General features: G+C 72.7%; 18 protein-coding genes and 1 pseudogene. 10 read left to right on the forward strand and 9 right to left on the reverse strand.

The genetic code is table 11. The annotated features are described in order from the left end of the window. Nucleotide 1: 1 nt before the first annotated feature. From Q2K19_RS28905 to Q2K19_RS28920, 4 genes are all read right to left on the reverse strand, one after another. On the reverse strand, nucleotides 2-655 hold the full coding sequence (locus tag Q2K19_RS28905; RefSeq protein ID WP_302765278.1) for a sulfurtransferase TusA family protein: 654 nt from the start codon (nucleotides 653-655) through the stop codon (nucleotides 2-4). Beyond that, nucleotides 652-1,653: a hypothetical protein gene (locus Q2K19_RS28910; protein ID WP_302765279.1), complete on the reverse strand. Its 1,002-nt coding sequence runs from the start codon at nucleotides 1,651-1,653 to the stop codon at nucleotides 652-654. The genes Q2K19_RS28905 and Q2K19_RS28910 overlap by 4 nt, the downstream gene beginning before the upstream one ends. 55 nt (nucleotides 1,654-1,708) lie before the next feature. After that, nucleotides 1,709-2,485, reverse strand: coding sequence for a methyltransferase domain-containing protein (locus Q2K19_RS28915; protein WP_302765280.1), 777 nt, complete (start codon nucleotides 2,483-2,485; stop codon nucleotides 1,709-1,711). Between the two features lie 201 nt (nucleotides 2,486-2,686). Further along, entirely contained in the window at nucleotides 2,687-4,519 is a 1,833-nt protein-coding gene (locus tag Q2K19_RS28920) for a glycoside hydrolase family 15 protein (RefSeq protein WP_302765281.1), read from the reverse strand. Between the two features lie 323 nt (nucleotides 4,520-4,842). Between Q2K19_RS28920 and Q2K19_RS28925 the strand changes: the two genes are divergently transcribed. Beyond that, nucleotides 4,843-5,418, forward strand: a complete 576-nt coding sequence (locus Q2K19_RS28925; RefSeq protein WP_302765282.1) for a hypothetical protein — start codon at nucleotides 4,843-4,845, stop codon at nucleotides 5,416-5,418. Between the two features lie 52 nt (nucleotides 5,419-5,470). Here the strand turns inward: Q2K19_RS28925 and Q2K19_RS28930 are convergent, their stop codons facing one another. From Q2K19_RS28930 to Q2K19_RS28940, 3 genes are all read right to left on the reverse strand, one after another. Continuing rightward, a complete protein-coding gene (locus Q2K19_RS28930) occupies nucleotides 5,471-7,741 on the reverse strand; it encodes a hypothetical protein (RefSeq protein ID WP_302765283.1) in 2,271 nt (756 codons plus the stop codon). A gap of 162 nt (nucleotides 7,742-7,903) precedes the next feature. Then, the gene (locus Q2K19_RS28935) at nucleotides 7,904-8,800 is read right to left on the reverse strand and encodes an alpha/beta hydrolase (RefSeq protein WP_302765284.1); all 897 of its coding nucleotides are present in this window, start codon (nucleotides 8,798-8,800) and stop codon (nucleotides 7,904-7,906) included. A gap of 4 nt (nucleotides 8,801-8,804) precedes the next feature. Further along, a complete protein-coding gene (locus Q2K19_RS28940; RefSeq protein ID WP_302765285.1) occupies nucleotides 8,805-9,233 on the reverse strand; it encodes an NUDIX domain-containing protein in 429 nt (142 codons plus the stop codon). A gap of 192 nt (nucleotides 9,234-9,425) precedes the next feature. Between Q2K19_RS28940 and Q2K19_RS28945 the strand changes: the two genes are divergently transcribed. From Q2K19_RS28945 to Q2K19_RS28975, 7 genes are all read left to right on the forward strand, one after another. Further along, nucleotides 9,426-9,977, forward strand: coding sequence for an AMIN-like domain-containing (lipo)protein (locus Q2K19_RS28945; protein ID WP_302765286.1), 552 nt, complete (start codon nucleotides 9,426-9,428; stop codon nucleotides 9,975-9,977). Between the two features lie 98 nt (nucleotides 9,978-10,075). Next, the gene (locus tag Q2K19_RS28950; RefSeq protein WP_302765287.1) at nucleotides 10,076-10,756 is read left to right on the forward strand and encodes a response regulator transcription factor; all 681 of its coding nucleotides are present in this window, start codon (nucleotides 10,076-10,078) and stop codon (nucleotides 10,754-10,756) included. 4 nt (nucleotides 10,757-10,760) lie between these two features. Then, nucleotides 10,761-12,158 (forward strand): sensor histidine kinase, encoded by a 1,398-nt coding sequence (locus Q2K19_RS28955; RefSeq protein WP_302765288.1) that lies wholly within the window; start codon nucleotides 10,761-10,763, stop codon nucleotides 12,156-12,158. Next, a complete protein-coding gene (locus Q2K19_RS28960; protein WP_302765289.1) occupies nucleotides 12,146-13,036 on the forward strand; it encodes a Gmad2 immunoglobulin-like domain-containing protein in 891 nt (296 codons plus the stop codon). Before Q2K19_RS28955 ends, Q2K19_RS28960 begins: the two co-directional genes overlap by 13 nt. A 191-nt stretch (nucleotides 13,037-13,227) precedes the next feature. After that, a complete protein-coding gene (locus tag Q2K19_RS28965) occupies nucleotides 13,228-18,690 on the forward strand; it encodes an ATP-binding protein (protein ID WP_302765290.1) in 5,463 nt (1,820 codons plus the stop codon). Nucleotides 18,691-18,955: 265 nt separating this feature from the next. Then, on the forward strand, nucleotides 18,956-19,714 hold the full coding sequence (locus Q2K19_RS28970; RefSeq protein WP_302765291.1) for an SDR family NAD(P)-dependent oxidoreductase: 759 nt from the start codon (nucleotides 18,956-18,958) through the stop codon (nucleotides 19,712-19,714). Nucleotides 19,715-19,920: 206 nt separating this feature from the next. Beyond that, complete coding sequence (locus Q2K19_RS28975) at nucleotides 19,921-20,277, forward strand: VOC family protein (protein WP_302765292.1); 357 nt, start codon at nucleotides 19,921-19,923, stop codon at nucleotides 20,275-20,277. Between the two features lie 274 nt (nucleotides 20,278-20,551). Here the strand turns inward: Q2K19_RS28975 and Q2K19_RS33570 are convergent. Beyond that, nucleotides 20,552-20,650 (reverse strand): annotated as a pseudogene (locus tag Q2K19_RS33570) (GNAT family N-acetyltransferase); the annotation flags it as partial. A 56-nt stretch (nucleotides 20,651-20,706) separates the two neighbouring features. Further along, nucleotides 20,707-21,246 (reverse strand): PadR family transcriptional regulator, encoded by a 540-nt coding sequence (locus Q2K19_RS28980; protein WP_302765293.1) that lies wholly within the window; start codon nucleotides 21,244-21,246, stop codon nucleotides 20,707-20,709. 92 nt (nucleotides 21,247-21,338) lie between these two features. Between Q2K19_RS28980 and Q2K19_RS28985 the strand changes: the two genes are divergently transcribed. Continuing rightward, nucleotides 21,339-22,079, forward strand: a complete 741-nt coding sequence (locus Q2K19_RS28985; protein WP_302765294.1) for an alpha/beta fold hydrolase — start codon at nucleotides 21,339-21,341, stop codon at nucleotides 22,077-22,079. Between the two features lie 319 nt (nucleotides 22,080-22,398). Continuing rightward, nucleotides 22,399-24,876: a M14 family zinc carboxypeptidase gene (locus Q2K19_RS28990; RefSeq protein WP_302765295.1), complete on the forward strand. Its 2,478-nt coding sequence runs from the start codon at nucleotides 22,399-22,401 to the stop codon at nucleotides 24,874-24,876. Nucleotides 24,877-25,190 lie beyond the last annotated feature (314 nt).

Here is a 25,190-nt window from a genome sequence, read left to right on the forward strand (position 1 = left end):
GTCAGCCCCGTGCCAACAGTCGGGCGATCTCCCGCGCCATCCGCGCGGTCTCCCCCGGGTCGCAGCGGTCCCGGCGGACCCGGTGGCTGCGCCCGTCGACCGCGCCGAGGCTCAGGTCGCACACGCCGGGCGTGGTCCGCCCCAGCGCCACGGTCACCGCCGGCTGCCCCGAGTCCACTTCCGAGGTGTGGAAGCCGCCGGCGCGCAGCGCGTAGGAGTCGCCGGCCGAGTGGGTCTCCACCGTGGCGGTCACCGCGGTGACCAGCCGGTCGGTGGCGGCCATCTCGTCGACGTCGCCGCTGCTGCGCACCTCGTACACCCGCCAGGCCGGGTCGACGGGGGTGTCGGTCACCTCGATCAGCTCGTTGCGGACCCGCCCGTGCAGCACGTGGCTGAGCAGGTCCCAGCTGTGCGAGTGCATGGCGGACGTGGTCGGCCGCACGGGCTGCGGGTCGGCCGGCCAGGCGTGCACGCACACGCCGTCCGGGCCGGCGCGCTCCACCGGCAGGCAGGTGAAGCCGAGCGGGTGGCGGACGGCGTGCAGCGGTCGCCGCCCCTCCGCGACGTCGTCGAGGACGTCGAGCACCCAGCCGCGCAACAGCTCCGGCCGGGTCCCCCGGTCGATCTCCCGTTCGAGGTCGGCGTAGCTCATCATGCGTACGGGTTCCTCGCCTGGATGGCCCGGCCCACGATGTCGGCGACCTCCCGGTCGCCGAAGGACCGGGGTAGCGGCAGCCCGAGCGCGGTGAACAGCCGGCGGACCTGCTCCACCGAGGGCTCGTCGTCGAGCTTGACCTGCGCGGCGGCCTCGATCGGCACGCGTCGACTCTGCTCGCGGCTGTACTGCAGCTCGATGTTGTAGCGGTTGTAGTAGAGCTCCTTGCGGTCGATCCGCAGCGCCGGGGTCTGCGGATTCTCCTGGGTGATGATGACGCAGGTCGACGAGAGGTCGTAGCGGAAGGTGGTCATCTGGGCGGAGAGCCGCACGTCGATGGTGAGCAGCCCGGAGCGTTGCAGGTGCCAGCAGGCGGCCAGCACGGTGGCGTAGGACTCCTTGCGGGTCCGGTCCACGGTCCACCGCTCCTCCCGCGCGTCCGGCGCCAGGCTGCGCCGGAACCGCGCGTACCGCTCGCAGATCTCCTCGTCGGTCGGGTCGATGATCTCGAGGGCGACGTGCAGGGTGCCGTTGCGGCGGCGGGCGTGCTCCAGGCACTCGGGCAGGGTGACCGCGCGCGTGTAGGTGCCGGTGCCGCCCTTGAACGTCCACCGGTCGGTGTGCCGGCGGGCCTCGGCCAGGGCCTGGCCCACCTCACTGCCGTGCAGGACGCGGACCATGGAGACGCTGTCGATCGCCTCCCGGGCCCGGTTCAGCGCCCCCTCCGGGCCGGTGATCTCGTGCATCTGCGGAACCAGCTCGGTGAGCCGGTCCCGGGTGTCGGTGAGCACGTTGCGGACCTGGTGCTCGGCGGTCTCCCGGCGCAGCCGGTCCCGCAGCATGGACTGGGCGAGCAGGGCGAGGATCAGCAGGATGGCGCTGTTGACGACCTCCTGGCTGACCGCGTTGGTCAGCCCGAGGACCGCGACGGTCACGGCGATGAGCAGCCCGATGAACGCGTCGAGGTTCTTGACGACCCAGGTGAACAGGCGCGCCATGACATCCCCCGGTCGACGACGGAATCCCCATGATAGCCCGTTGTCAATATCATCATCACGCGCTGTTCGGGGGCGGTGGTGGTGCGCCGAGCCGGCGGGCCGCGCAGATGAGCGACCCGCCGAGCCCCGGCGCGATCCGGGCGAGCAGGCGGGAGGTCACCCAGCGTCCGCCGGGCAGCCGCCAGCCGACGTGGTTGGAACGGATCGCCAGCGGCGTGAAACCGGCCTGGCACAGCACCCGCCGCAGCAGCGACGCGGTGAACGGGCGGATGTGCAGCCACAGGTACGGGTGCAGCGGGTCCACCTGGCGGGGGGCGCGGCCGGCGAGGAAGGCCAGTCGGTCCTGGACGGTCGCCAGGTTGGGCGTGGTGAGCACGAGCAGCCCGCCCGGGGCGAGGACCCGGTGGCACTCGCGCAGCAGCGCCAGCGGGTCGTAGACGTGCTCGATCAGTTCGCCGGTGAGCAGCCCGGCGAAGCTGCCGGCACGGAACGGCAGGCCGCGGGTGGCGTCCAGGCACACCGGCAGCGCCCGGCCGGCGGCGGCCGCGCGGGCCTCACCCAGCGCGGCCTCCGCCACGTCGGCCACCACGAGCGGCCCGGGCAGCTCCGCCGGGTCGAGCATGCTGCGCGGGCCGCAGCCCAGCTCCAGCACCGGCCCGGCGCTGCGGACGCCGTCGACCATCAGCCGGGCCGCGACGGCCCGGCGGATCCGGTGGTACGGATCGTCGACGTACCCGTTGACCCGTGCGCCGTCGTGGTAGCTGCGTCGGTTGGCGCGGCGGCCGTGCGCCTGCGCGCTGCCCGACGGGACCCCGATCGGCGGCTCGGCCATCGCACCCTCCACTGCGGTCGGCGCCCCGGGCGGCGGCGCCCGCCTCCAGCCTGGCACCCGCCCCGGCCGCGGGGCGGGACATCCGCACCGGGGTGAGCGGACGCGGCGGGGCCCGCAGCCGGGCCGAAGGCGGCGCTCGACTCGCGGTCCGGCTCGCCGAGGAGTGCGGCCGCGGGCGCCGGCGGTCCACCGCCGGCGTCGTCACCGGCGGGCGTCCAGCAGCCGGTCCAGCACGGTGGCCGTGGCGATCAGCGCCAGGTGGCTGAACGCTTGTGGGAAGTTGCCGACCTGCTCGCCGCTCGGCGCGATCTCCTCCGAGTAGAGGCCGAGCGGGCTGCAGTAGGTGAGCATCTTCTCGAAGGTCAACCGGGCGTCGTCGAGGCGGCCCGACTGAGCGAGCGCCTGGACGTACCAGAAGGTGCACATGGTGAAGGTGCCCTCGTTGCCCGGCAGGCCGTCCGGGGACGCCTGCGGGTCGTACCGGTAGACCAGGCTGTCCTTGACCAGATCCCGGTCCATCGCCCGCAGGGTCGACTGCCACATCGGATCCCCCGGCGCGACGAACCCGACGCCCGGCATGGCGAGCAGCGACGCGTCGAGGATGTCCGTGGCGTAGTGCTGGACGAAGGCGTTCCTGCCTCGGTGGAACCCGCGTTCCATGATCTGGTTGTAGACCGTGTTCCGCGCCGCCACCCAGCGGACCACGTCGGCGGGGCGACCGAGGTCCTGGGCCAACCGGATGGCCCGGTCGAAGGCCACCCACGACATCAGCCGGCCGTAGGTGAAGTCCTGCCGGCCGCCCCGGGTCTCCCAGATGCCGTCCTCCGGCTGGTCCCAGTGCTCGCAGAGCCAGTCGATCACCCGGGTCAGGTTGCACCACCCCTCGTGGGAGCCGCGCAGGCCCTCCCGGTTGGCGAGTTGCAGACAGTTGAGCGCATCACCGAAGACGTCCAGTTGCAGCTGGCGGGCCGCGTTGTTGCCGATCCGCACCGGCGCGGAGCCGCAGTACCCCTCCAGGTGCGGCAGCAACTCCTCCGCGAGGTCGCGCGAGCCGTCCACCCGGTACATGATCTGCAGCGGCTCGCCGCTCTCGTCGGCGTCGCGGATGCGCTGGGTGAGCCAGTCGACATAGCCGCGCGCCTCGGCGGTGAAACCCAGGCTCAGCAGGGCCCGCACCGAGAACGATGCGTCCCGGATCCAGGTGTAGCGGTAGTCCCAGTTGCGCTCGCCGCCGACCTGCTCCGGCAGGCCGGCCGTCGGCGCGGCGACCAGACCACCGGTCGGCGCGTACGTCATCAGCTTCAGCGTCATCGCCGAGCGCTCCACCATCTCCCGCCACCGGCCGGTGTAGCGGGAACAGTCGAGCCAGCGCCGCCAGTGGTCCCGGGTCCGCTCGTACAGCTCGGTGACCTCGGCCGCGCTGACCACCCGGGGCGGTTCGGGAGATGCGGTGTGCAGCACGACTCCCTTGATCTCGCCCTCGCGGAGGGTGCCGGTGATGGTGACGCCACCCTGCTCGTCGGGAGGGTAGTCCCGCTCGTCGAGCACCTCCCCGTGCCCTCGGACCGGGTTGACGGTGAGGCTGAGGTGGCGGCTGCGAAAGACGGCGCCGTCGGGGCTGACGTCGACGGTGTGCGGTTCCCGGCCATAGCCGAAGCGCGGCCGGCAGACCAACCGAAACCGCATACTGCCGCGCACCATCCGGAGCATTCGGACGATGGCGTGCCGGTCGGTCGCGACCTCCCCCGCCACCGGCATGAAGTCGAGGAGCTCACCCACCCCGTCCGCGCTGAGGAAGCGGGTGATCAGGATGGGCGTTCCGGGCAGGTACAGCTGCTTGCTGGCGTAGTCGACCCCGCAGGGCGAAATCTGGAAGTATCCCCCGTTCCGCCGATCCAGTAGGCCGCCAAAGATGCTGGGCGAGTCGAACCGGGGCGCACAGAACCAGTCCAGGGTGCCATCCCGCGTGATCAGCGCCGCCGTCTGCAGGTCACCGATCAGCCCGTGGTGCTCCACCGCCGGGTACGACTCCACTGCCCAACCTCCCCAGGTCAGGCCCCCGCGTACCCGCCTAGGCGGGCGGCATGCCGCCCGGGCACGATCAGGGACATGACGGGCGAGACGACCGATTGGGTCACGGTGGCCGGCTACGAGAACGTGCCGGGCTGCCCGACGCCGCTGGCGGCCGTGCGGGGTTGACTGCGCGACCGGGGCGTCGACTGGATGCCGTTCGAGCCGGGCGAGATCCGCCACCCGCCGCACAGCTGGGCCGCTCGAGGCTGCTCGCCTTCCAGGCCGCCCATCCGGTACGCCGGGACGGGACAGCCGGACGGACCAGCGGGCAATAACCTGGATCGATGAGACCGCGGGGGTGGTGGCCGGTGGCAGCGCTGCTGACTGCGGCGGCCCTGACGGGGTGCGCCCGGGCGGACGGGGCGGAGGGTCCCCAGGTGCCGGGCTGCACGGTCCCACAGGACGAGGACACGCTGCTCGACGCGTACGCGGACGACCCGGTCCTGGCGGTGCGCCCGGAGGGTGCGCAGCGCATCGGGAAGCTTGCCCGCAGCAGCGGCTGCCATCAGCTCAACAAGGAGGACGTGTCGAACACCGCGGTGACGCTGTCCTGGCGCCCGTCCCGCGACTACGACGACACCAGCCTGCGCCAGATCTACGACCCGGTGGCCGGTCGCGCCGGCTGGCGGTACGCGGTGGACCCGGACGCTCCGCCGGACGGACCAGGCGTGGCGACCCTCACCTACTGCCGCAGGGTGCGCGGCGTCACCAGCCGGCTGCTGATCCGGGCCCAGGCCGCCCAACTGATGGACGTCCGGCCGAGCACGCCGGACCGGCCACCGTCCCCACAGTGGTCTGTCGTCAGCCCGGCCCTCATCTACCTCACGATCTACGCCGCCCCCGCCTGCCCGCGCCCCTGACCGCCGGCAACCGGCTGGCGGCCGGCACCGGCGAACGGGACGGGGCGCCGGGTCATGCGGGCCGGTCACCCTTGCCCCCGCCGTCTGGAGCCCTGGCCGGATCGAGGGCGCCGGCGAGTTCGACCACGGCAGCGGCGTACCGCGGGTCCGTGTGGTACGGCCAGTGCGCCTCGATCGGCGGCGGGACGGTGTCCATCGGCGGGATGATGACCGCGCGGGGGTCGCGCAGGCGCACGTCCACCTGGCCCGCGGGGCCGCCCACGGCGGGGGTGTCGCCGGGGCGATGGGTGGAGAAGATGGCCCCGCCGACCGGGTCGGTGTTGCGCCACAGGTTGCGCCACCGCCACCCGATCCGCTCACCGGTCTCCCGCATGACGTCGTCGCCGAAGTAGGCCGGCATGAGGTGGCCGTAGAGCCTGCGCAGCGGCGAGCCGTAGGTGAGCAGGGCGACCCGGCGCAACGTCTCCGGCGGCAGCTGCAGGATGGCCGCCGCAGCCAGCGCGGAGCCGTGGCTGTGCCCGGACAGCAGCACCTCATGCTCCCGGCTCAGGGCGCTCACCCGCCGCGCCAGCTCCGGTACTGCGCGTTCGGCGTAGCAGGGCGGCGCGAACGGGTGGGTGGTGCGGGGAAAGAACGTGCCCAGGTCCCACAGCACCCCGGCCGCCCGCCGCACCTCCGCCGAGAAGTAGGCCATCACGCCGATCGTCAGCAGCCCGAAGACGATGAGCCCGAGGGAGAACGTCCCCGCGTCGGTGAGGTAGGCCGCGAACCCCACGAACGTGCGACGGTTTCCACCGAGCTGCTGCACCAGCTGGGTCGGGCCGATCTCGGCCAGGTCGAGCGCGGTGAACGCGAGGCTCAACAGCGCGAGCACGAAGTAGACGATGAGCAGTGGGCTGAACTGCTCGGCCAGGCGCGACCTGCTGATCGCCCGGCGCACCGCCCGCATCCGGCGCGCCGCTTCCGGGGGCGCCTCGGGAAAGTCCTCCTGACTGATCCGGGCCGCCAGCCGTTCGCGCCGACGCCGGCTGAACCGGCCGGCGTACAGGCCGACGATGGCGACCAGCAGTACGGTCACGAGGGCGCCCAGGGCGTCCCATCGATAGGCGAGCGGCGGATCCAGCGGCGGGGCGCCGGCCGGGGGCGGATGCTCCGGGCCGGGGATCGTGCCCCGGTCCAGCACGTCGGCCGTCCGGTAGACCAGGCCCGCGGTGAAGGTGGCCGAGAGCCCGGCCGAGATCGCGCCGAACACCGGGGCACCCAGACCCCGGAAGAACGCCCGCGCCGCGGGCGGTGCGCCACGCTGCTGCCACACGGCGACCCCGGCGAGCGCCGTCAGCAGCACGGCCTGGCCGAGGATCACCACGTTGACGGTGAGGGCGAAGCCGGGCAGCGCCCCATTCACGGGCTCGGGGGGACGCGGCAGCAGGGCGTACCCGGCGGTCAGGGCGGTGACCGCGGCGACCGCCACGCGCAGCGGCCGGATGACTGACCGGGTCCAGTCCCAGCCGGTGTGCGGGGCACTCAGCGCGGGCAGGCAGAGCAGCACCAGGCAGGCCGTCAGGAGCAGCAGGGTCACGGCGAGCAGGGCCACCCCCACCGCGCTCACGTGCCCGGCGGTGAGCGCCATGAGGACGCTGAGGTCCAGCGTGAAGTACGCGATCGCCACATGGATCGACCGGAGCCGCCCGACCAGCACCTCCCCCTGCCAGAAGCCGTCCGCGTCGAGCCGGTCCCCGGGTGGGGCGCCGGAGGCGCCGTACGGGGCCTGGAAGTCCTCGAAGGCCCGTGCGGAGCGGGCGCCGATCCACCAGACGAGCCGGATGGCGGCGGCCGGCAGCACGGCCAGGACGACCAGCCGCGGCCCGGTCGGCACCTCGGCGAGCCAGCCCAGGTAGCCCCGCCCGGCGGTGCAGGGTTGGTACGGCACGCACTGCCAGCCGATCAGATCCAGGAAGACACCGATGATCGCCAGCACGAACATGGCCGTGATGGTGGCGCCGAGCAACCGGCACAGGGCCTTCACGAGGCCGCCGCCACCGCCGGGCGGCCGGAGCCACGCGGCCAGGTTGCTGAACATGAAGGGCAGCAGCAACAGCAGCGCCACGGTTCGGGCCACGGTGCCGGCGGTCAGGTTCCGCCACTGGTACGCCTCGATGGTGACGCCGGCCGGCCCGCTGGTGACGCCGAACCCCGGCCGGGGCCGGTAGAACCCGGCGCTGCGGTCACCGGCGACCCGGACCACCACCGGATGGTCCAGCAGCGCTTCGGCCCGTACCCCGGAGACCCCGTGTACGCGCAGCTCGACCACATCTCGCGCCATCTGCCCCTGACTACGCCGTCGGTTCCGCCCCGGCCCGCCGCAGGCCCGGTCGAGCCTGCCGGGCGCGCATACCCGGGAACGAGTCCGCCATACCCGAGTGCGGCCACGCCGTTCGGGGTCAGGAGCGAGCAGCAGCTGCCGCTGTGGACGGCTCCGGAACGGTCAGTCCGCCAACGCCGCGCTGATCGCGCGTACCTGCGCGGGCGCGACCGACCGCCAGTAGTCGCCGTCGTGGCAGCCGGTGCCGATCTCCACGACGCCGGGGTCGGGCAGCCGGTCGCGGAGGGTGCGTACCGCCGGGGTGAACGGGTCCGCCGCGCCGATGGCGATCCGCACCGGCAGGCCGGCGAACTCGCGGGCGCGGGCGGTCACGTCGTAGCGGTCCCACTCCTGCGGGCCGTCGAAGGCGCCGGCGTTGGCCCGCCGGGCGTCGGCGTACGAATGGAAGACCGCCGGTGAGGTGGCCACGACCAACCGGAACCGGTCGGGGCCGGTCAACGCGGCGAGCAGCGCGCCGTACCCGCCCATCGACCAGCCGGCCACCGCCAGCCGATCGGTCCGCAGCCCCCGGTCGGCGAGCAGCGGCAGGAACTCGTCGACCAGCATGCCGAGCGGATCGTCGTCCGCGTGCGGGTGCCAGTACCCGTTCCCGCCGTCGGGCGCGGCGAGGGCGAACGGGGCCACGCCCTGGGACAACCCGCCGGCGAGGAACTCGGGATACCCGGCCGCGCCGACGGCGGTGCGGGCGTCGGCCGCGTACCCGTGCAGGGCCAGGCAGACGGGCAGCGGCGCGCCCGGGGCGTACCCGGGTGGGTAGGAGATGGCGAAGCCGACCTCCCGGCGGCGGGCCGCGGAGCGGAAGCTGCCGGTGAGCGGCGGGGGCGCCGCAGCGCGCGGCGCGTCCGGCGGGCGGGCGTCGCACCGGCCCAGGGCGTGGTTGAGCACCGAGCGGCCGGGCAGCACCTCCGCGTCGACCAGCGCGACGCCGCCCGCGCCGAGGCCGGTGAGGCCGGCGGCGACGCCGAAAGCCTGTAGGAGTCGGCGGCGGGTCAGCGGCATCCGGTCACCGTAGACGGTCGAGGTGCTCCGGCAGCAGGGCCAGGGTCGGCGCGAGCTGCGAGTGCCGCGGCGCCGGCAGCGCGTCGCGGGTGAACCAGCCGATCCGGTCGAACTTGTGCGGCTCCCCGATGGCGACCTCGGCGGGGTCGACCCGGACCGCGAAGACCACCGCCACCCAGTGCGACGGTGGGTCGTCGCGCAGCACGTTACGCACCCCGAGCAGGGTGATCGCCAGCGGCGAGGTGACGTACTCCTCGCGGACCTCGCGGGCCACGGCGGCCTCGAACGTCTCGCCGAACTCCAGCGCGCCCGCACCGGTGTCCCAGGTGCCGGGCTCGTCGCGGGCGCCGGGGCCGCGCCGGGCAAGCAGCAGCCGGGCCGCGCCGTCGTGGCAGACGAACACACAGGACACCGAGGGGGTACGCGCAGCCATCAGCTCATTCTGCGCGACCCGGTGCCGCGGCCGGGGCCGGCCGGCCTCCTCGGCCGGTACGGGAGCCCGCGTACCTGTTACCCGGCGGTTACCCGGCTGCGAAGCCACTGTGGCACGGCAGGTCGACGGTCGAGTCCGACAACCACCGGAGCCGCTCCGGTGGTCCACCGGAGCATCGACAGGAGGAGAGCGATGAGACTGAGGAGAGCACTGCTGGCGCTGGTGATCGCGCTCGGCGGGCTGGTCGCCGGCGCAGGCGGCGCCACGGCGGCCACCGCCCCGTACTGCGGGATCACCTGGGGCAGCACGGCCAGGGCGGGGGGCGCGCTCAGCACCGACCCGCTGGTCGAGGTCCGCACCGGGCGACACAACTGCTGGGACCGGGTGGTCTTCGAGTTCGCCGGCCCGGCGAACGGCTTCTCGGTCGCGTACGGGGAGACGTACACCGAGGGGCAGGGGCTGGCCTTGTCCCCGTACACCGCCGGGGGTGCGCTGCTGCGGGTGTCGCTGCGCGCGCCCGCGTACGACGACGACCACGTGGCCACCGTGCCGTACCGCGCGGGTGGGCACGCCGCGACCGTGCTGGGCTACCGGACCCTGCGGGACGTGGTCTTCGGCGGCAGCTTCGAGGGCTACACCACCTTCGCCGTCGGCGTCCGCGCCCGGCTGCCGTACCGGGTCTTCGTGCTCAGCGGCCCGGGCACGCACAGCCGGATCGTCCTCGACGTGGCCCACAAGTGGTAGGCGTGACCGGTACACCGGTGATGGGGGCCGGTCGGCCCCCATCACCGACCGTTGCGGCAGGGCACCCCGGCGTCGCGCCCGGCTACCCTGAGCGTGTCATGGAGGGCCGCGTGCTGGTGGTCGAGGACGATGCCTCCATCCGGGAGGTCAGCGCCCTCGGGCTGCGGCGGTCCGGGTTCCGGGTGGAGACCGCGGTGGACGGGCCGGCCGCCCTCGCCGCCTGGCGGGCCCGGCCGGTCGACCTGATCGTGCTCGACGTGATGCTGCCCGGCCTCGACGGCTTCGAGGTGTGCCGGCAGATCCGCCGGACCAGCCAGGTGCCGATCCTCATGCTCACCGCCCGCACCGACACCATCGACGTGGTGGTCGGGCTGGAGTGCGGCGCGGACGACTACCTGCGCAAGCCGTTCGACCTGCCGGAGCTGGTCGCCCGGGTCCGCGCGGTGCTGCGCCGCACCGTCGCCCCGGTCGAGGAGACCACCGTGACCGCCGGCCCACTGGAGATCGACCCGACGCGGTTCGTGGCCCGCAAGTCGGGCCGGGAGCTGACCCTCACCGCCACGGAGTTCCGGCTGCTGCTGGAGCTGGCCCGCCGCCCCGGCCAGGTGTTCACCCGCGAACTGCTGCTCGACCGGGTGTGGGGGCACAGCTACCTCGGCGACTCGCGCCTGGTGGACGTGGCGGTGCAGCGGCTACGCGCCAAGGTGGAGGACGATCCGGGCGCCCCGACCCTGATCAGGACCGTCCGCGGGGCGGGCTACAAGCTGTCGACGGGGTGACGCGATGACGGCGGGGAGGGTCGCTCCGGGGCGCCTGCGGCGCCGGCTGGTCATCGCGTTCGTCCTCATCGCCGGGGTGTCCGCCGGCGCCCTCGCCGGCGGGTCGTACCTGATGCTGCGCCAGGCCCGCTTCGACGGCTCGCTGCAACGCGCCGCGGCCGACGCCCGCTACCAGCTCGTGCTCGCCGCGCAGTTCCTGCCGCTGACCGACGCCCGCCGGGCGGACCTGCTGGCCAGCTTCGCGCAGAACGGACGGCCGGTGCTGCTCGTCACCGAGGGTGTCCAGGCGTCGAACCCCGGGTACGCCCCGGCGCCCGGCCCGGCGCTGCGGGAAACGGTCGCCGCCGGTCAGCTCGGCTTCCAACGCTCCCCCGACGGCGCCAGGCCGCGGCTGCTGGTGGTCGGCGGCCGGATCCCCGGCTCCACCGCCGAGCTGTACGTGGTGACGGTGGAGGACGACCTCGTCGACGACCTCCACCAGCTCCGCACCGCGCTGGCGGTCGGCTGGGTCGCGGTGGTGCTGCTCGCCGCCGCCGTCGGCAACTCGCTCGCCCGGCGGACCCTCGAACCGGTCGGCCGGGCCAGCCGCGCCGCCCGGGCGGTCGCCGAGGGGCTGCTGCACACCCGGCTGCCGGTCGGCGGCCGGGACGAGTTCAGCGCCTGGGCCGCGTCGTTCAACGAGATGGCCGAGGCGCTGGAGACGAAGATCGAGGCGCTGTCCCGGGCACAGGCCCGGGAGCGGCGGTTCACCGCCGACGTGGCGCACGAACTGCGTACCCCGGTCACCGCCCTGGTGGCGGCGGCGTCACTGCTGGCCGAGCAGCTCGACGCCCTCCCCGCCGACGCCCGCCGGGCCGCCGAACTCCTCGTCACCGACGTGGTCCGGCTGCGCCGGCTCGTCGAGGAGCTGATGGAGATCTCCCGCCTGGACGCCGGGCGGGAGGCGGTGTCGGTCCGGCCGGTGGACGTCGTCGCGCTGCTGCGGGGGATCGCCGACGCGCGAGGCTGGACCGACCGGGTCACCGTGGCCGGCGCGGCGCCCCCGACCGTAACGGACCCGCGCCGGCTGGAACGGGTGCTGGCCAACCTGATGGCCAACGCGGTCGAGCACGGCGGCGGCGAGGTCCGGGCCGAGGTGCGGCACACCGGGACGTCGCTGGTCGTCGAGGTCACGGACCGGGGGCCCGGCATCCCCGCCGCGCACCTGCCGCACCTGTTCGACCGCTTCTACAAGGTCGACCCGTCCCGCACCGGAGCCGGCAGCGGCCTCGGCCTGGCCATCGCGCTGGAGAACGCCCGGCTGCTCGGCGGCCGGATGGAGGCTCGCAGCGAGGTCGGCCGGGGCACCTGCTTCCACCTCGAACTGCCCGCCGACCGCGGAGGTGACCCGTGCGACGCCTGATCGCGCCGCTCGCGGCGCTGCTCCTGCTCACCGCCGGCTGCGCGCCGGCCCGGAGCGGCACCCTGGGCCCTGCCCCGGCCGCACCGACCACCCGGACCGGCACGACGCCCGGCTCCCCCTCCCCCGCGCCCGCGCCCGCGACCAGCCGCCACACCCCGCCGACGTTCGCCGCCCCGAGCGGCCCCGCGTCGCCCGGCCCGGACGGGACGATCACCGTGCAGCTGTGGTTCACCCGAGGCGGGCAGCTCGTGCCGACCCGGCGTACGCTGCCCGCCACTCTGGCCACCTCCCGGCTGGCGCTCGCCGAGCTGGCCGCCGGGCCGTCCCTGGCCGAGACCGCCGCCGGGATGACCTCCCTGGTCCCGCCCGACGTGCAGGTGACCCGCATCGCCGGCCAGGTGGCGACGCTGGTCCCGCCGGCCGGCTTCGACAGTGGCGGCGCGGCGACCGTCCGGCTCCGCCGGGCGCAGGTGGTCTGGACGCTGACCCAGTTCCCGACCGTGCGACGGGTGGCCTTCACCTCGACCGACACCGCGCCGACGGGCCGCGACGAGTACGCCGACCTGCTGCCCCCGATCGTGGTGACCGCCCCGGCGACCGGCGACCGGGTCACCAGTCCGGTCACCGTCACCGGGACCGCCGACGTGTTCGAGGCGACGGTGAGCGTCCGGGTGCTGGACGCCGCGGGCCGGGAGATCGGCACCGCGTTCACCCTCGCCACCTGCGGCTCCGGCTGCCGGGGCGACTACCGGGCCAGCGTGCGCTACCGGCGGGCCACCACCGGTCCGGGCACGGTAGAGGTCTACGAGGTGTCCGCGCGGGACGGGTCGCGGATCAACGTGGTGGCGGTCCCCGTCATCCTGGCTACCAGTGGCTGAGCCGCCGCCGGTGCCCGCCGCACCAGCAGCCGGGCGACCAAAAAGTTTTGTGAGGTTCCTACAAATCGTGCCGCGTAGGGTTCGGTGATTACAACATGGCGCGGGCAGCCGGCACGCGGAAAGGTGGATCTCTGCCGAGGGCCGCCGTCTCGCGGCGCGTTCATCGTGGGTCAACCGGAGGGATCGGTCCAGTGTTCAGCCGTATCGCCATCGTCAACCGTGGAGAGGCCGCGATGCGGCTCATCCACGCGGTCCGAGAGCTGGCTGCGGAGACCGGGGCCCGGATCGAGACGGTCGCCCTGTACACCGACGTCGACCGCACCGCCACGTTCGTGCGCGAAGCGGACATCGCCTACGATCTCGGTCCCGCGTCCGCGCGCCCGTACCTCGACCTGATGGCGCTGGAGCGGGCGCTGGTGGAGACCGGGGCCGACGCCGCGTGGGTCGGTTGGGGCTTCGTCGCCGAGGACCCGGCGTTCGCGGAGTTGTGCGAGAAGGTGGGGGTCACCTTCGTCGGGCCGAGCGCGGACGCCATGCGCAAGCTCGGCGACAAGATCGGCGCGAAGCTGATCGCCGAGGAGGTCGGCGTGCCGGTCGCGCCGTGGAGCCGCGGCGCGGTCGAGACCCTGGACGCCGCGCTGGCGGCGGCGACCGAGATCGGCTACCCGCTGATGCTCAAGGCGACCGCGGGCGGCGGCGGGCGCGGCATCCGCGTGGTCACCAACGCGGCCGAGCTCGCCGACGCGTACGAGCGGACCAGCCAGGAGGCCGCGCGGGCGTTCGGCAGCGGCATCGTGTTCCTCGAGCGCCTGGTCACCGGCGCCCGGCACGTCGAGGTCCAGGTGATCGCCGACGGCCAGGGCACCGCGTGGGCGCTCGGCGTCCGCGACTGTTCGGTCCAGCGACGCAACCAGAAGGTCATCGAGGAGTCCGCGTCGCCGGTGCTCAGCCCGGCGCAGGCCGCCGAGCTCAAGGCCTCGGCCGAACGGCTCGCCGTCGCGGTCGGCTACCGGGGCGCGGCGACCGTCGAGTTCCTCTACCACCCGGGCGACCGGCTGTTCGCGTTCCTCGAGGTCAACACCCGCCTGCAGGTCGAGCACCCGATCACCGAGTCCACCACCGGCTTCGACCTGGTCAAGGCGCAGCTGCACGTCGCCGCGGGCGGGCGGCTCGAGGGCGAGTGCCCGGTGGAGCGCGGGCACGCCATCGAGGCCCGGCTGAACGCCGAGGACCCCGACCGCGACTTCGCGCCCTCCCCGGGACGGATCGCGCGGCTCGACCTGCCCGCCGGGCCGGGCATCCGGGTGGACACCGGCGTCAGCGAGTGCGACACCATCCCCGCCGACTTCGACTCGATGATCGCGAAGATCATCGCCTACGGCCGCGACCGCGACGAGGCGCTCGGCCGGCTGCGCCGGGCGATGGCGAACACCACGGTGATCATCGAGGGCGGCGCGACGAACAAGAGCTTCGTGCTCGACCTGCTCGACCAGCCCGAGGTGATCGACGGCAGCGCGGACACCGGCTGGATCGACCGCGTCCGCGGCGAGGGCAGGCTCGTCGCGCACCGGCACTCCGCCGTCGCGCTCGCGGCCGCCGCCATCGAGGCGTACGAGGAGGAGGAACGCGCCGAGCGCCAGCGGCTGCTGTCCACGGCGGCCGGCGGGCGCCCGCAGGTGCAGCACAAGAGCGGCCGACCGCTGGACCTCAAGCTGCGCGGCGTCGGCTACCGCATGCGGGTGGGGCGGATCGGCGCGCACCGGTTCCGCGTCGGCATCGAGGCGGGCGGCTCCGTCCGCACCGCCGATGTCGAGCTCGACCGCTTCGACCGGCACACCGGGCAGATCGCCGTCAACGGCGCCCGGTACCGGCTGCTCACCGGGACGCACGGGCCGGTGCACCTGGTCGAGGTGGACGGGGTGACGCACCGGGTCAGCCGCGACGAGGGCGGCGTCCTCCGCTCGCCCATGCCCGCGCTGGTCGTCGCCACGCCCCTCGAGGTGGGCGCCGAGGTCGAGGCGGGCGCGCCGGTGCTGGTGCTGGAAGCCATGAAGATGGAGACGGTGCTCCGGGCGCCGTTCAAGGCGCGGCTGAAGGAATGCGCCGTCGCCGTGGGCAGCCAGGTGGAGGCCGGCGCGCCGCTGCTGCGGCTGGAGCCGGTCGCCGACGAGGACACCGAGACCACGGACGGCCCGAGCGCCGCGCCCGTCGAGCTGGACCTGCCCGCCGCGACCGAGGAGATCCCGGCCCGCCGGCGCGCCACCCGTGGCCAGGAGGACCTGCGCGGACTGCTGCTCGGCTTCGACGTCGACCCGCACGACGACAGCCGGGTGCTCGACGACTACCTCGCCGCGCGGCAGGCCGCCACCGAGGAGGGCCACCGGCCGCTGGCCGAGGAACTCGACCTCGTCAACGTCTTCGCCGACCTCGCCGAGCTGAGCCGCAACCGGCCGACCGTTGAGGACGGCGGCGGAAGCCACGTGCAGAGCGCCCGCGAGTACTTCCACACCTACCTGCAGAGCCTCGACGTCGAGCGGGCCGGACTGCCCAGCGCGTTCCAGGCCAAGCTCGCCCGGGCGCTCGGGCACTACGGCGTCACCGACCTGGAGCGCTCCCCCGAGCTCGAAGCCGCGGTATTCCGGATCTTCCTCGCCCAGCAACGCGCGTCCGCCGACGCCACGGTCGTCGCGACGCTGCTGCGCGCGTGGCTGCGGGAGTCCCCGCCGGACGAGACCCTGCGCGAGCCCGCCGGGCTCGCCCTGGAGCGGCTGGTGGCCGCCACGCAGGTCCGTTTCCCCGTGCTCGCCGACCTCGCGCGTGGCGTGGTGTTCGCCTGGTTCGGCCAGCCGCTGCTGCGCCGCAACCGCGCCCGCGTCTACGCCCAGGTCCGCGCGCACCTGCGCCACCTCGACGCGCACCCGGACGCGCCGGACCGCGCCGAGCGCATCGCGGAGATGGTGCGCAGCACCGAGCCACTGGTCCGGCTGCTCGGCCAGCGGCTCGTCCGCGACCACCTGGACAACGCGGTCATGCTGGAGGTGTTGACCCGGCGGTACTACGGCAACAAGCGGCTCACCAGCGTCCGCACCCGCGAGGTCGCGGGCTGCACGTTCGTGGTCGCCGAGCGCGCCGTGTCGAGCGTGGTCTCCACCGCGGTGCGCTTCGACGCGCTCGGCAGCGCGCTGCGCGGGCTCGCCGAGCTGGCCGGCGGCGAGGACGCGGTCGACGCCGACATCTACCTCGCCTGGGAGAACCAGCCCGAGGACTTCGACGCGATGGCGGCCGCGCTGCACGAGGTGATCAACGCGCACCCGCTGCCGCAGCAGGTTCGCCGGCTCACCACCACCGTCGCCGGCCGCGCCGGAGCGGTGATGCACCACCACTTCACGTTCCGCCCGGCCGGCGCCGGGGTGACCGAGGAGCGGCTGATCCGCGGCCTGCACCCGTACATCGCGCAGCGGATGCAGCTGGAACGGTTGCACAAGTTCGACCTGACCCGGCTGCCGTCCTCGGACGAGGAGGTCTACCTCTTCCAGTGCGTGGCGCGGGAAAACCCGTCGGACGAGCGGCTCGTCGCGTTCGCGCAGGTGCGCGACCTGACCGCGCTGCGCGAGCAGGACGGCCGGCTGGTCGCCCTGCCGACGACCGAGGACACCGTCGCCGCCTGCCTCGACTCGATCCGCCGCGCGCAGTCACGGCGTCCGTCGAAGACCCGCTTCAACACCAACCGGATCGTGATCTACGTCTGGCCGCCGAGCGACCTCACCCGCGAGGAGATGGAGATGATCGCCGGGCGCGTGCGCCCGACGACCGCGGGCGCCGGGCTGGAGGAGATCCTGTTCATCGCGCGGCAGCGCGACCGCGCGACCGGCGAGCTGACCAGGATCGCCGTACGGATCTCCTTCGACGCCACCGGCGGCGCCGCGCTGACCGTCGGCGAGCCGCCGGTTGAACCGGTCGAGCCCCTCGACGCCTACCGGCTGAAGGTGCTGCGGGCCAGCAGCCGCAACACGGTGTACCCGTACGAGCTGACCGGCCTGCTCGGCGACTTCGTCGAGCACGACCTCGACGACGACCACGCCCTGGTGCCGGTCGACCGGCCCAAGGGGCGCAACAGCGCCGCGATCGTCGCCGGCGTGGTCACCACGCCGACGTCGCGGCACCCGCAGGGCGTCACCCGGGTCGTGCTGCTCGGCGACCCCACGAAGTCGCTCGGCGCCCTGTCGGAGCCGGAGTGCCGCCGGGTGATCGCCGCGCTGGACCTGGCCGAGCAGATGCGGGTGCCGCTGGAGTGGTATGCGCTCTCCGCCGGCGCCCGGATCTCCATGACGTCGGGCACCGAGAACATGGACTGGGTGGCCGCGGCGCTCAAGCGGATCGTCGAGTTCACCCAGACCGGCGGTGAGATCAACATCGTCGTGGCGGGCATCAATGTCGGCGCCCAGCCGTACTGGAACGCCGAGGCGACGATGCTCATGCACACCAAGGGCATCCTGGTGATGACGCCGGACTCGGCGATGGTGCTCACCGGCAAGCAGTCGCTCGACTTCTCCGGCGGCGTGTCGGCCGAGGACAACTTCGGCATCGGCGGCTACGACCGGGTGATGGGCCCCAACGGGCAGGCGCAGTACTGGGCGCCGAACCTCCCCGCCGCGCGGGACGTGCTGATGGCGCACTACGACCACACGTACGTCGCACCCGGCGAGGACGCGCCACGGCGGGCGACCACCGCCGACCCCACCGACCGGGACATCTCCCCCTTCCCGCACGCCCTGGCCGGCAGCGACTTCACCACCGTCGGGGAGATCTTCTCCGCGGCGGCCAACCCGGACCGGAAGAAGCCGTTCGACATCCGCACCGTGATGCGGGCGCTCGCCGACCAGGACCACCCGGTGCTGGAGCGCTGGGCGGGCATGGCCGACGCGGAGACCGCGGTGGTGCAGGACGTGCACCTCGGCGGCATCCCGGTGTGCCTGCTCGGCATCGAGTCGCGGGCGGTGCCCCGGCGCGGCTTCCCGCCCACCGACGGCCCGGACACCTACACCGCCGGGACACTCTTCCCGCGCTCGTCGAAGAAGGCCGCGCGGGCGATCAACGCGGCCAGCGGCAACCGGCCGCTGGTGGTGCTGGCCAACCTGTCGGGCTTCGACGGCTCACCCGAGTCGATGCGCAAGCTGCAACTGGAGTACGGCGCCGAGATCGGCCGGGCGATCGTCAACTTCCGCGGGCCCATCGTGTTCTGCGTGATCTCGCGATACCACGGCGGCGCGTTCGTGGTGTTCTCGAAGGCGCTGAACCCGAACATGACCGTGCTGGCGCTGGAAGGCTCCTTCGCCTCGGTGCTCGGCGGCGCGCCCGCCGCCGCGGTGGTCTTCTCCGGCGACGTCAACGCCCGCACCGCGGCCGACCCGCGCGTACGGGACCTGGACGCCCGCGCCACGGCCGCCTCGGGCACCGAGCGCGCCGCGTTGACCGCGGAACTCGACGAACTCCGCTCGTCGGTCCGCGCCGAGAAGCTCGGCGAGGTGGCCGCGGAGTTCGACCGGGTGCACAACATCCAGCGCGCGGTCGAGGTCGGCTCCGTGGACGCCGTCATCCGCGCCGCCGAACTGCGTCCGCGCATCATCGACGCCATCGAGTCCCGTCTGCGTTGACCGGGGTCGGCCACCAGCTCGAATCCAGTGGTGGGGGGGGGGGGGGGGGGGGGGGGGGGGGGGGGCCCCCCCCCCCCCCCCCCACCGACAGCTGCTGGTCCACTCGACCAGGATCCCCACCCGGCTGCGGCCGTCGCGCCTGCCGCCGGCCGTCGCCTGGAAGACACCTCGCTGACCAGTTCGAAGCCCGTCGTGCGGCGGCATCCGTCCCCGTACGCGGGTCAGGTGGGTTGATCGTGTCGGCGTCTGCTGACAGGCTGCCGCTGTGGATCTAGGACTTGCGGGGAAGACAGCCTTCATCACCGGGGGAAGCAGTGGCATCGGGCTGGCCATCGGCCGGGCGCTCCAGGCAGAGGGGGCGAAGGTCACCGTCTGCGGACGGGATCCAGAGCGGCTGAGGGAGTCAGGACTGCCCGGCGTCCAGGCGGACGTCACGGATCCGGACGCGCTCGCCCGGGCCGTAGACGAGGCGGCCGAGCAGATGGGCGGGCTCGACCTGCTGGTGGCCAATGCCGGCGGCGCATACGGGGGTGGGCTCCTGGATTCCACCCCCGAGGACTGGCTGCGGACGTACGAGTTGAACGTGCTGCATGCCGCCCACGCCATCCGCACCGCGGTGCCGCACTTCGAGCGGCGCGGGGGCGGCAGCGCGCTCATCGTGGCGTCGATAACGGGCTGGAAGCCGGGCCCCAAGTCGTCGTACGCCTCGGCGAAGGCGGCGGAGATCCACCTCGCCGCCACACTCGGCCAGGAGCTGGGCCCGCGCAACATCCGGGTGAATGCGCTCAGTCCGGGTTCGGTGATGTTCGAGGGCGGGGGTTGGGCCTGGTTCCGGGACAACCGACCGGAGCAGTACGAGGCTTTTGCCCGCGACGACTTCCCTCTTGGGCGGCTGGTCGAGTTGCACGAAGTGGTGGACGTGGCGTGCTTCCTCCTGTCGCCCCGCGCTGGCGGGGTCAACGGCACCAACATCTGCGTGGACGGCGCCCAGGATCACCCGAGCGCGGGCCGGTTCTTTCCGTAGCCGCTGCTGGCCAAGGTTCCCGCAGTGCCCGGACTGGCCGGCCGGCCCCCGAGGACGCCCCGACACCCCGCTCGCCGACCGCGGCCACCACGACAAGTACCGGCGCCTGGTCTCGGCAAGGCATCGACCCGTCATCGCCCGCCGCGGCGCTGGGCACGGCTCCGGCCTAAGTACTGACACGTGGCCTGTTCTGCCAGGATCGGCGCATGGCGAACGTCTGGTCCGGTGTCACGATCGACTGCCTCAACCCCGAGCGGGTAGCCCGATTCTGGAGCGCCCTGCTCGGTCGCGAGCCCGGCCCGTCGCAGGAGGGCTGGGTCTACCTCGGCGAGCGAGGTGACCCGCAGCCGCGGCTGGTGTTCCAGCCGGTGCCTGAGCCGCAAACAGGCAAGGTGCGGGTTCACCTCGACATCTCGGTCGACGACATCGACGAGGCCATGACGCAAATCAACAGTCTCGGTGGCCGGTTCACCGGCGAGCGTCACGACTACAAGGAGGGTGTGGTCGTCGTCATGGCCGACCCGGAGGACCACGAGTTCTGCCTGGTCAAGTACTACGGCTAACGGCGGCGCGCGGACGCAGAGTCAGCCGCCTGGTCGGCGCTCGTCGGGTTGCCGACCGGGGACTGCAGGACGCGGATCAAGCGCGTGGCGCCTGCGCTGGAGAGCGGAGCGAGGCAGAGGCGTTCCATTTCCTGGCGGGCGAATTCGGCGTCGTGCAGGCGCTTCCGCCCGGCCGGCGTCAGCTGCACGATGTTCTTGCGTCGGTCCTGAGGGCTGCGGCGCCCGCTCAACGAGTTCCTTCCCCTCCAAGGCGTCGACAAGGGCCACCCTCGTACAGCCAGCAGCCCGCTTCGCAGACGCTCAGTGCGGTATCGAAGGAGACGAACATGACGCCGCCGACGAGCACACCGTCCAGCCAACTGCCCCGGCAACCCTCCCGGGCCCCCTTCCCGGGATCGTCCTCCGCCGCGCCGAGCCCGGGTCGGCACACTAGGCCTGTGTCGGAGCCCCTTCCAGCGCGGCCAGAGTCTCTCGCAGCCACTTCAGCTCGGTCCGAGTCGTCGCCGTCGCGATCGTGAACAGCCCCTGCCGGAACGGGTCGTCGAAGTCAGCGGCGCGCAGCGGCCGGTCGCCGTCCCAGAAGAAGCTGGCGGGCTGGGTGAGGAATTCGAGCCGCCGCCGCAACACCGCGGCCTGCTCGGCCGGGTTGTCGAGCTGGCGCAGGAACCCGAGCAGTGTGAACCACCGGTTCTCGTCGGTGATGAACAGGTCGTCTGGCTCGCGTAGCCGCTGCATCAGGGCCTTCTCCCCGGTTGCGGTCAGCGATAGTACGTGCCGGGGCGCGGCGACCTGACCCGGCTGCAGCTCGCGTCGTAGCAAGCCGGCCGCCTCCATCCGTTTCAGCAGCGGATACAACGTCCCGTCGGCGATCGGGCGTACGTGCCCGGTCAGCGCGGCGACGCGTTTACGCAGCTCGTACCCGTGCAACGGCTCGTCGCAGAGGAATCCCAGGACCGCAAGCTCCAGCATGATCAAAATCATACCCCCTTGCCGGGATACCTCGGAATCTAGATATCTTCTGCGCCATGCATAGCGCTCAAGTCCTCCCCGACGGCTCCCAGATGCGCTGGGTCGAGATCGCCGGTGTCCAGCCCACCCGCGTCTACATCCACGGTCTCGGCGCCAGCTCTGCGCCCTACTACGCGGAGGCGGTCGCTCAACCCGCGCTGGCCGGTCACCGCTCACTGCTGATCGACCTGCTCGGTTTCGGGATCAGCGACCGGCCCGCCGACCAGGCGTACACCCTTGAAATGCACGCAGACGTTCTGGCCCGCGCGCTCGACCAGGCCGCGGTGGCTCAGGCCGACGTGATCGCGCACAGTCTGGGCGGCGCCGTTGCGTGCGTGCTCGCGGCTCGTCATCCCCAGCTCGTACGCCGAATGGTGCTGGTCGATCCGGTATTGGACCCGGTACGACCCCTTCCGGCGGTCAAGCGCCCGGGGAGCTCGGGCATTGGCGTGTACCGGTCGGAGGCCGAGTTCCTCGACCACGGCTGGGCCGAGACGATGGATCACGTCGGCCCGCAATGGGCCGCCACGATGCGTCTGGCCGGGCCGCAGGCGCTCTACCGCACGGCGATCAACGCGCTACTCGGGAGTACGCCGACACCACGCGAGCACCTGGAGAGCCTCACGATTCCGCGTACGCTGTTGTATCCCGCGGCGGACGGACCGCGCTTCGACGCCGACCGGCTGACCGCCGCAGGCGTCGCGGCGGTGGCGATCCCCGACAGCGGTCACAACATCATGATCGACAACGTCGACATGTTCACCCGCGCCGTCGCCGCCACATTACGTGACTGACGTGATGTGGATTGGCCGGCGATGAGGTCGCACAGCCGTCGGTCGCCCCAGGCCGTCCAGGTGGGACGCTCACCGTCACGCCTCGCCTCAAGTAATGCTCAAATCCGCTGCGGGCAAGCGATCGAAACGAAGAACGCGCATACGCTCACCGCACCCGGCTCGCTCGCGGTCCTCCCCGAACCGGTCACGGCGGCGACCGTCTTCCTGCCCGGGCCGACCCTGCGCGAGTCCAGCACGACCGTCCTGACCGGAGCCGCCCGAGCCGAAACAGGGCCGGCCACCGGCGTAGCTATACGTCGCAAGCAGAAGGAGGGGGAGCATGCGACACATACGACGACGCATCGCGCTTCTCGCGCTGCCCGCCATGGTGGGAAGCTTTCTCATGACGACCGCGCCCGCGGGCGCGGATCCCACCGGGTCCGCAGCCACAGCGGGCTCGGGGCGATCCCGCCTCGAGGATCCGGAGGCGGTACGCCTCGTACGCATCCAGCTGACCGGCGCCGACCTGCTGGACAAGGTGGTCGCCGCCGGCTTCGACCTCGAACACGGCCTCCAGCGCGTGCCCGCCGGCATCGAGGGCGAGGCGGTGGTGACCGCCGAGCAGATCGCCGAACTCGAGGCGATGGGCGTCAAGATCCTCAGCGACGGCGAGGGCTTCGCCTGGAGCGAGGAAGCCGACGGCGGGCTACAGGCATTCCGCGCGAAGGCTGTCCAGCCGCTCACCCATGAGGAGACGGTGCGAGTCGTTCGCGCCGACTGGTTCACGACGAAGGGCCAGGGTTTCCTCTACGTCGAGGCGCGGACCACCGAAGGGGCGCAGACGAACCCGATCGTCGGGATGCACCTCGAGAACGACTCGGGCCCGGGGACGTCGTTCGGGTTCGCCCGGACGATGAGCCGGTTCGTCGACTCCGGGCAGTACATGTTCCACCGGGACCTGTTCAAGCTCGACGCACGCCCGAACCAGATCCGGGTCACGAGCTCGACCGGAGGCGTCGCCACCGGGTATGTCTCCAACTGGCTCGAGGACGGCGCGCCGCCGCTGACCTCGACGCCGGGATACCAGTCGGACTTTGTCGACGGCTACAAGCACCCGCAGCAGCTCTACCGCCGCGCCGAGGAGATCGCCCGCCAGTACCCGGACATTGCCGAGATCGTCTACCTGCCCAACAAGACCAACGGCTACCAGCGCAAGGCGCAGGCCACGATCGGTGGTACGGGGCAGGCCGCGGTCGTCGTCAGCTCGGCGGCGTGGGGCCACCAGGGTGGCAACGACATCACCGTCGAGTTCGTGAACCGGCCCGGCGCGAACCTCCCGCTCGCGGTCGAGGTGGCGGGCAAGGCGATTCGCGTCCTCCTCGCGAAGGACGCCTCCGGTGGGCTCGCGAGTACGGCCGCACAGGTGGCTGCGGCGCTGGAGAGCCAGTCCCAGGGTCTGATCGACCGGGCGCACCCGTATCGCACCAACGCGGGCACCGGCATCGTCGCGCCGACGTCCGGCCCGGTCGCGCTGACCGACTTCCTCGACCAGAAGCGCGCCGGCGCTCCGGAGGGCGAGGTGCCGCGCGGCCCGGCCACCATCCCCGTCCTGCGGATCGGCAAGCACCGCGACGGCAGGAACCCGGGCGTCCTCATTCAGGCGCAGGACCACGCCCGCGAATGGGTGCCCGCGGCGACCTCGCTGGAGGCGGCCGAGCGTCTGGTGCACAACTACAAGTCCGACTGGGAGACGAAGAAGATCGTCGACAGCACCGACGTCTTCCTCATCCTGTCCAACAACCCCGATGGGGCGAACTACAGCTTCTACAACTTCGCGTCGCAGCGCCGGAACATGACCAACCACTGCCCGGACGAGAACGCCGATCCGGCCCGGCGCAACTCCTGGGGTGTCGACCTGAACCGGAACTACCGGGTCGGGTCGGGCCACGACGGCTACGCGGGCGGATCGAGCAGCTGCATCAGCGACACCTACCAGGGACCGGAGAAGCTGTCCGAGCCCGAGTCGAAGAACATCATCTGGCTCGTTGAGAAGTACTCCAACATCAAGTTCATGATGTCGGTGCACTCCAACGGCGGCCAGTTGTTCTGGCAGCCCGGCGCCTACATCGCCGACGGCCGGATCACCACGCCGCGCCCGCCGCTGGGTGACGAGGCGTTTTACTGGCAGTCGGCCGCCCGGATCCTCTCGCAGGTCAAGGCGCACCGGGAGACCGTTGTCACGCCGGAGAACGTCGGTGGTTCCTCGGACGTCCTCTACTCCTCCGCGGGCAACGTTCGCGAGGACCTGTACCACACCTACGGCATCTACGCCTTCGGCTGGGAGGTCGGCGGCTCGGTCTACAACCCGGCCACCGGCAACTGGCAGGGCGGTTCGTTCCAGCCGGCGTGGGTTGGGAACCCGGATCTCGTCAGCGGCCACTCCGAGACGATGGAGTACGCCAACGGGATCATGGAGATGTTCCGGGTCGCGGCGGAGTGGGGCAAGGACCACCAGAAGCCGACGTCTCGGCTCGCTCCCGGCGGCGGGAAGTACTCCGGTCCCGTCGACGTGCGCTTCGAGACAAGCGAGCCGGCCACCATCTACTACACGACGGACGGCAGCCGGCCCACGCTCGAGTCGCCTCGCTACGAGGCGACGGAGTTCCGTGAGCCCGGGCAGGTGTTCCACGTAACGGAAACGACGACGTTCCGCTGGTTCTCGGTCGACAGCGCCGGCAACATCGAACAGAACTACGACCCAGCGAACAACGACACGCGCAACAACTACCGCACGGCGACCATCAGCCTCGAGCAGTAGCCGGGCGACAAACCGCCCTTCCCGTGATCATTGCCTCGTCAGTTGGTTCCGCTCGCGCTGACGAGGCAATGGTCGCGCGTGGACAGCTCAGGTGCCTCACGTTCTATCACCACAGTAGAAGAACGCCGGCGCTCACCAGCGGCATGAGCGGGAACGCCGACGAGGTGGTGCGCTCAGGGTGCACCACAAATCTGGGGCCCGCTGAGCGCTTCGCTGCCGGCCCACACAGTCCCGCAGGCGCTCGTCCCGAGACGGCCGGACCTTCCAGGTCCGGCCGTCCCGTCATGTGCGGAGTGCTTCTCGGCGCCCGACCG

The organism is Micromonospora sp. NBRC 110009, assembly GCF_030518795.1.
In the GTDB taxonomy this organism is placed as follows: domain Bacteria; phylum Actinomycetota; class Actinomycetes; order Mycobacteriales; family Micromonosporaceae; genus Micromonospora.

Bases quoted from the DNA above. Each gene is read 5' to 3' on its own strand.
- Q2K19_RS28905 (WP_302765278.1), bottom strand. From the start codon at position 655: ATGATGAGCTACGCCGACCTCGAACGGGAGATCGACCGGGGGACCCGG.
- Q2K19_RS28910 (WP_302765279.1), bottom strand. From the start codon at position 1,653: ATGGCGCGCCTGTTCACCTGGGTCGTCAAGAACCTCGACGCGTTCATC.
- Q2K19_RS28915 (WP_302765280.1), bottom strand. From the start codon at position 2,485: ATGGCCGAGCCGCCGATCGGGGTCCCGTCGGGCAGCGCGCAGGCGCAC.
- Q2K19_RS28925 (WP_302765282.1), top strand. From the start codon at position 4,843: ATGAGACCGCGGGGGTGGTGGCCGGTGGCAGCGCTGCTGACTGCGGCG.
- Q2K19_RS28930 (WP_302765283.1), bottom strand. From the start codon at position 7,741: ATGGCGCGAGATGTGGTCGAGCTGCGCGTACACGGGGTCTCCGGGGTA.
- Q2K19_RS28935 (WP_302765284.1), bottom strand. From the start codon at position 8,800: ATGCCGCTGACCCGCCGCCGACTCCTACAGGCTTTCGGCGTCGCCGCC.
- Q2K19_RS28940 (WP_302765285.1), bottom strand. From the start codon at position 9,233: ATGGCTGCGCGTACCCCCTCGGTGTCCTGTGTGTTCGTCTGCCACGAC.
- Q2K19_RS28945 (WP_302765286.1), top strand. From the start codon at position 9,426: ATGAGACTGAGGAGAGCACTGCTGGCGCTGGTGATCGCGCTCGGCGGG.
- Q2K19_RS28950 (WP_302765287.1), top strand. From the start codon at position 10,076: ATGGAGGGCCGCGTGCTGGTGGTCGAGGACGATGCCTCCATCCGGGAG.
- Q2K19_RS28955 (WP_302765288.1), top strand. From the start codon at position 10,761: ATGACGGCGGGGAGGGTCGCTCCGGGGCGCCTGCGGCGCCGGCTGGTC.
- Q2K19_RS28975 (WP_302765292.1), top strand. From the start codon at position 19,921: ATGGCGAACGTCTGGTCCGGTGTCACGATCGACTGCCTCAACCCCGAG.
- Q2K19_RS28980 (WP_302765293.1), bottom strand. From the start codon at position 21,246: ATGCTGGAGCTTGCGGTCCTGGGATTCCTCTGCGACGAGCCGTTGCAC.
- Q2K19_RS28985 (WP_302765294.1), top strand. From the start codon at position 21,339: ATGCGCTGGGTCGAGATCGCCGGTGTCCAGCCCACCCGCGTCTACATC.
- Q2K19_RS28990 (WP_302765295.1), top strand. From the start codon at position 22,399: ATGCGACACATACGACGACGCATCGCGCTTCTCGCGCTGCCCGCCATG.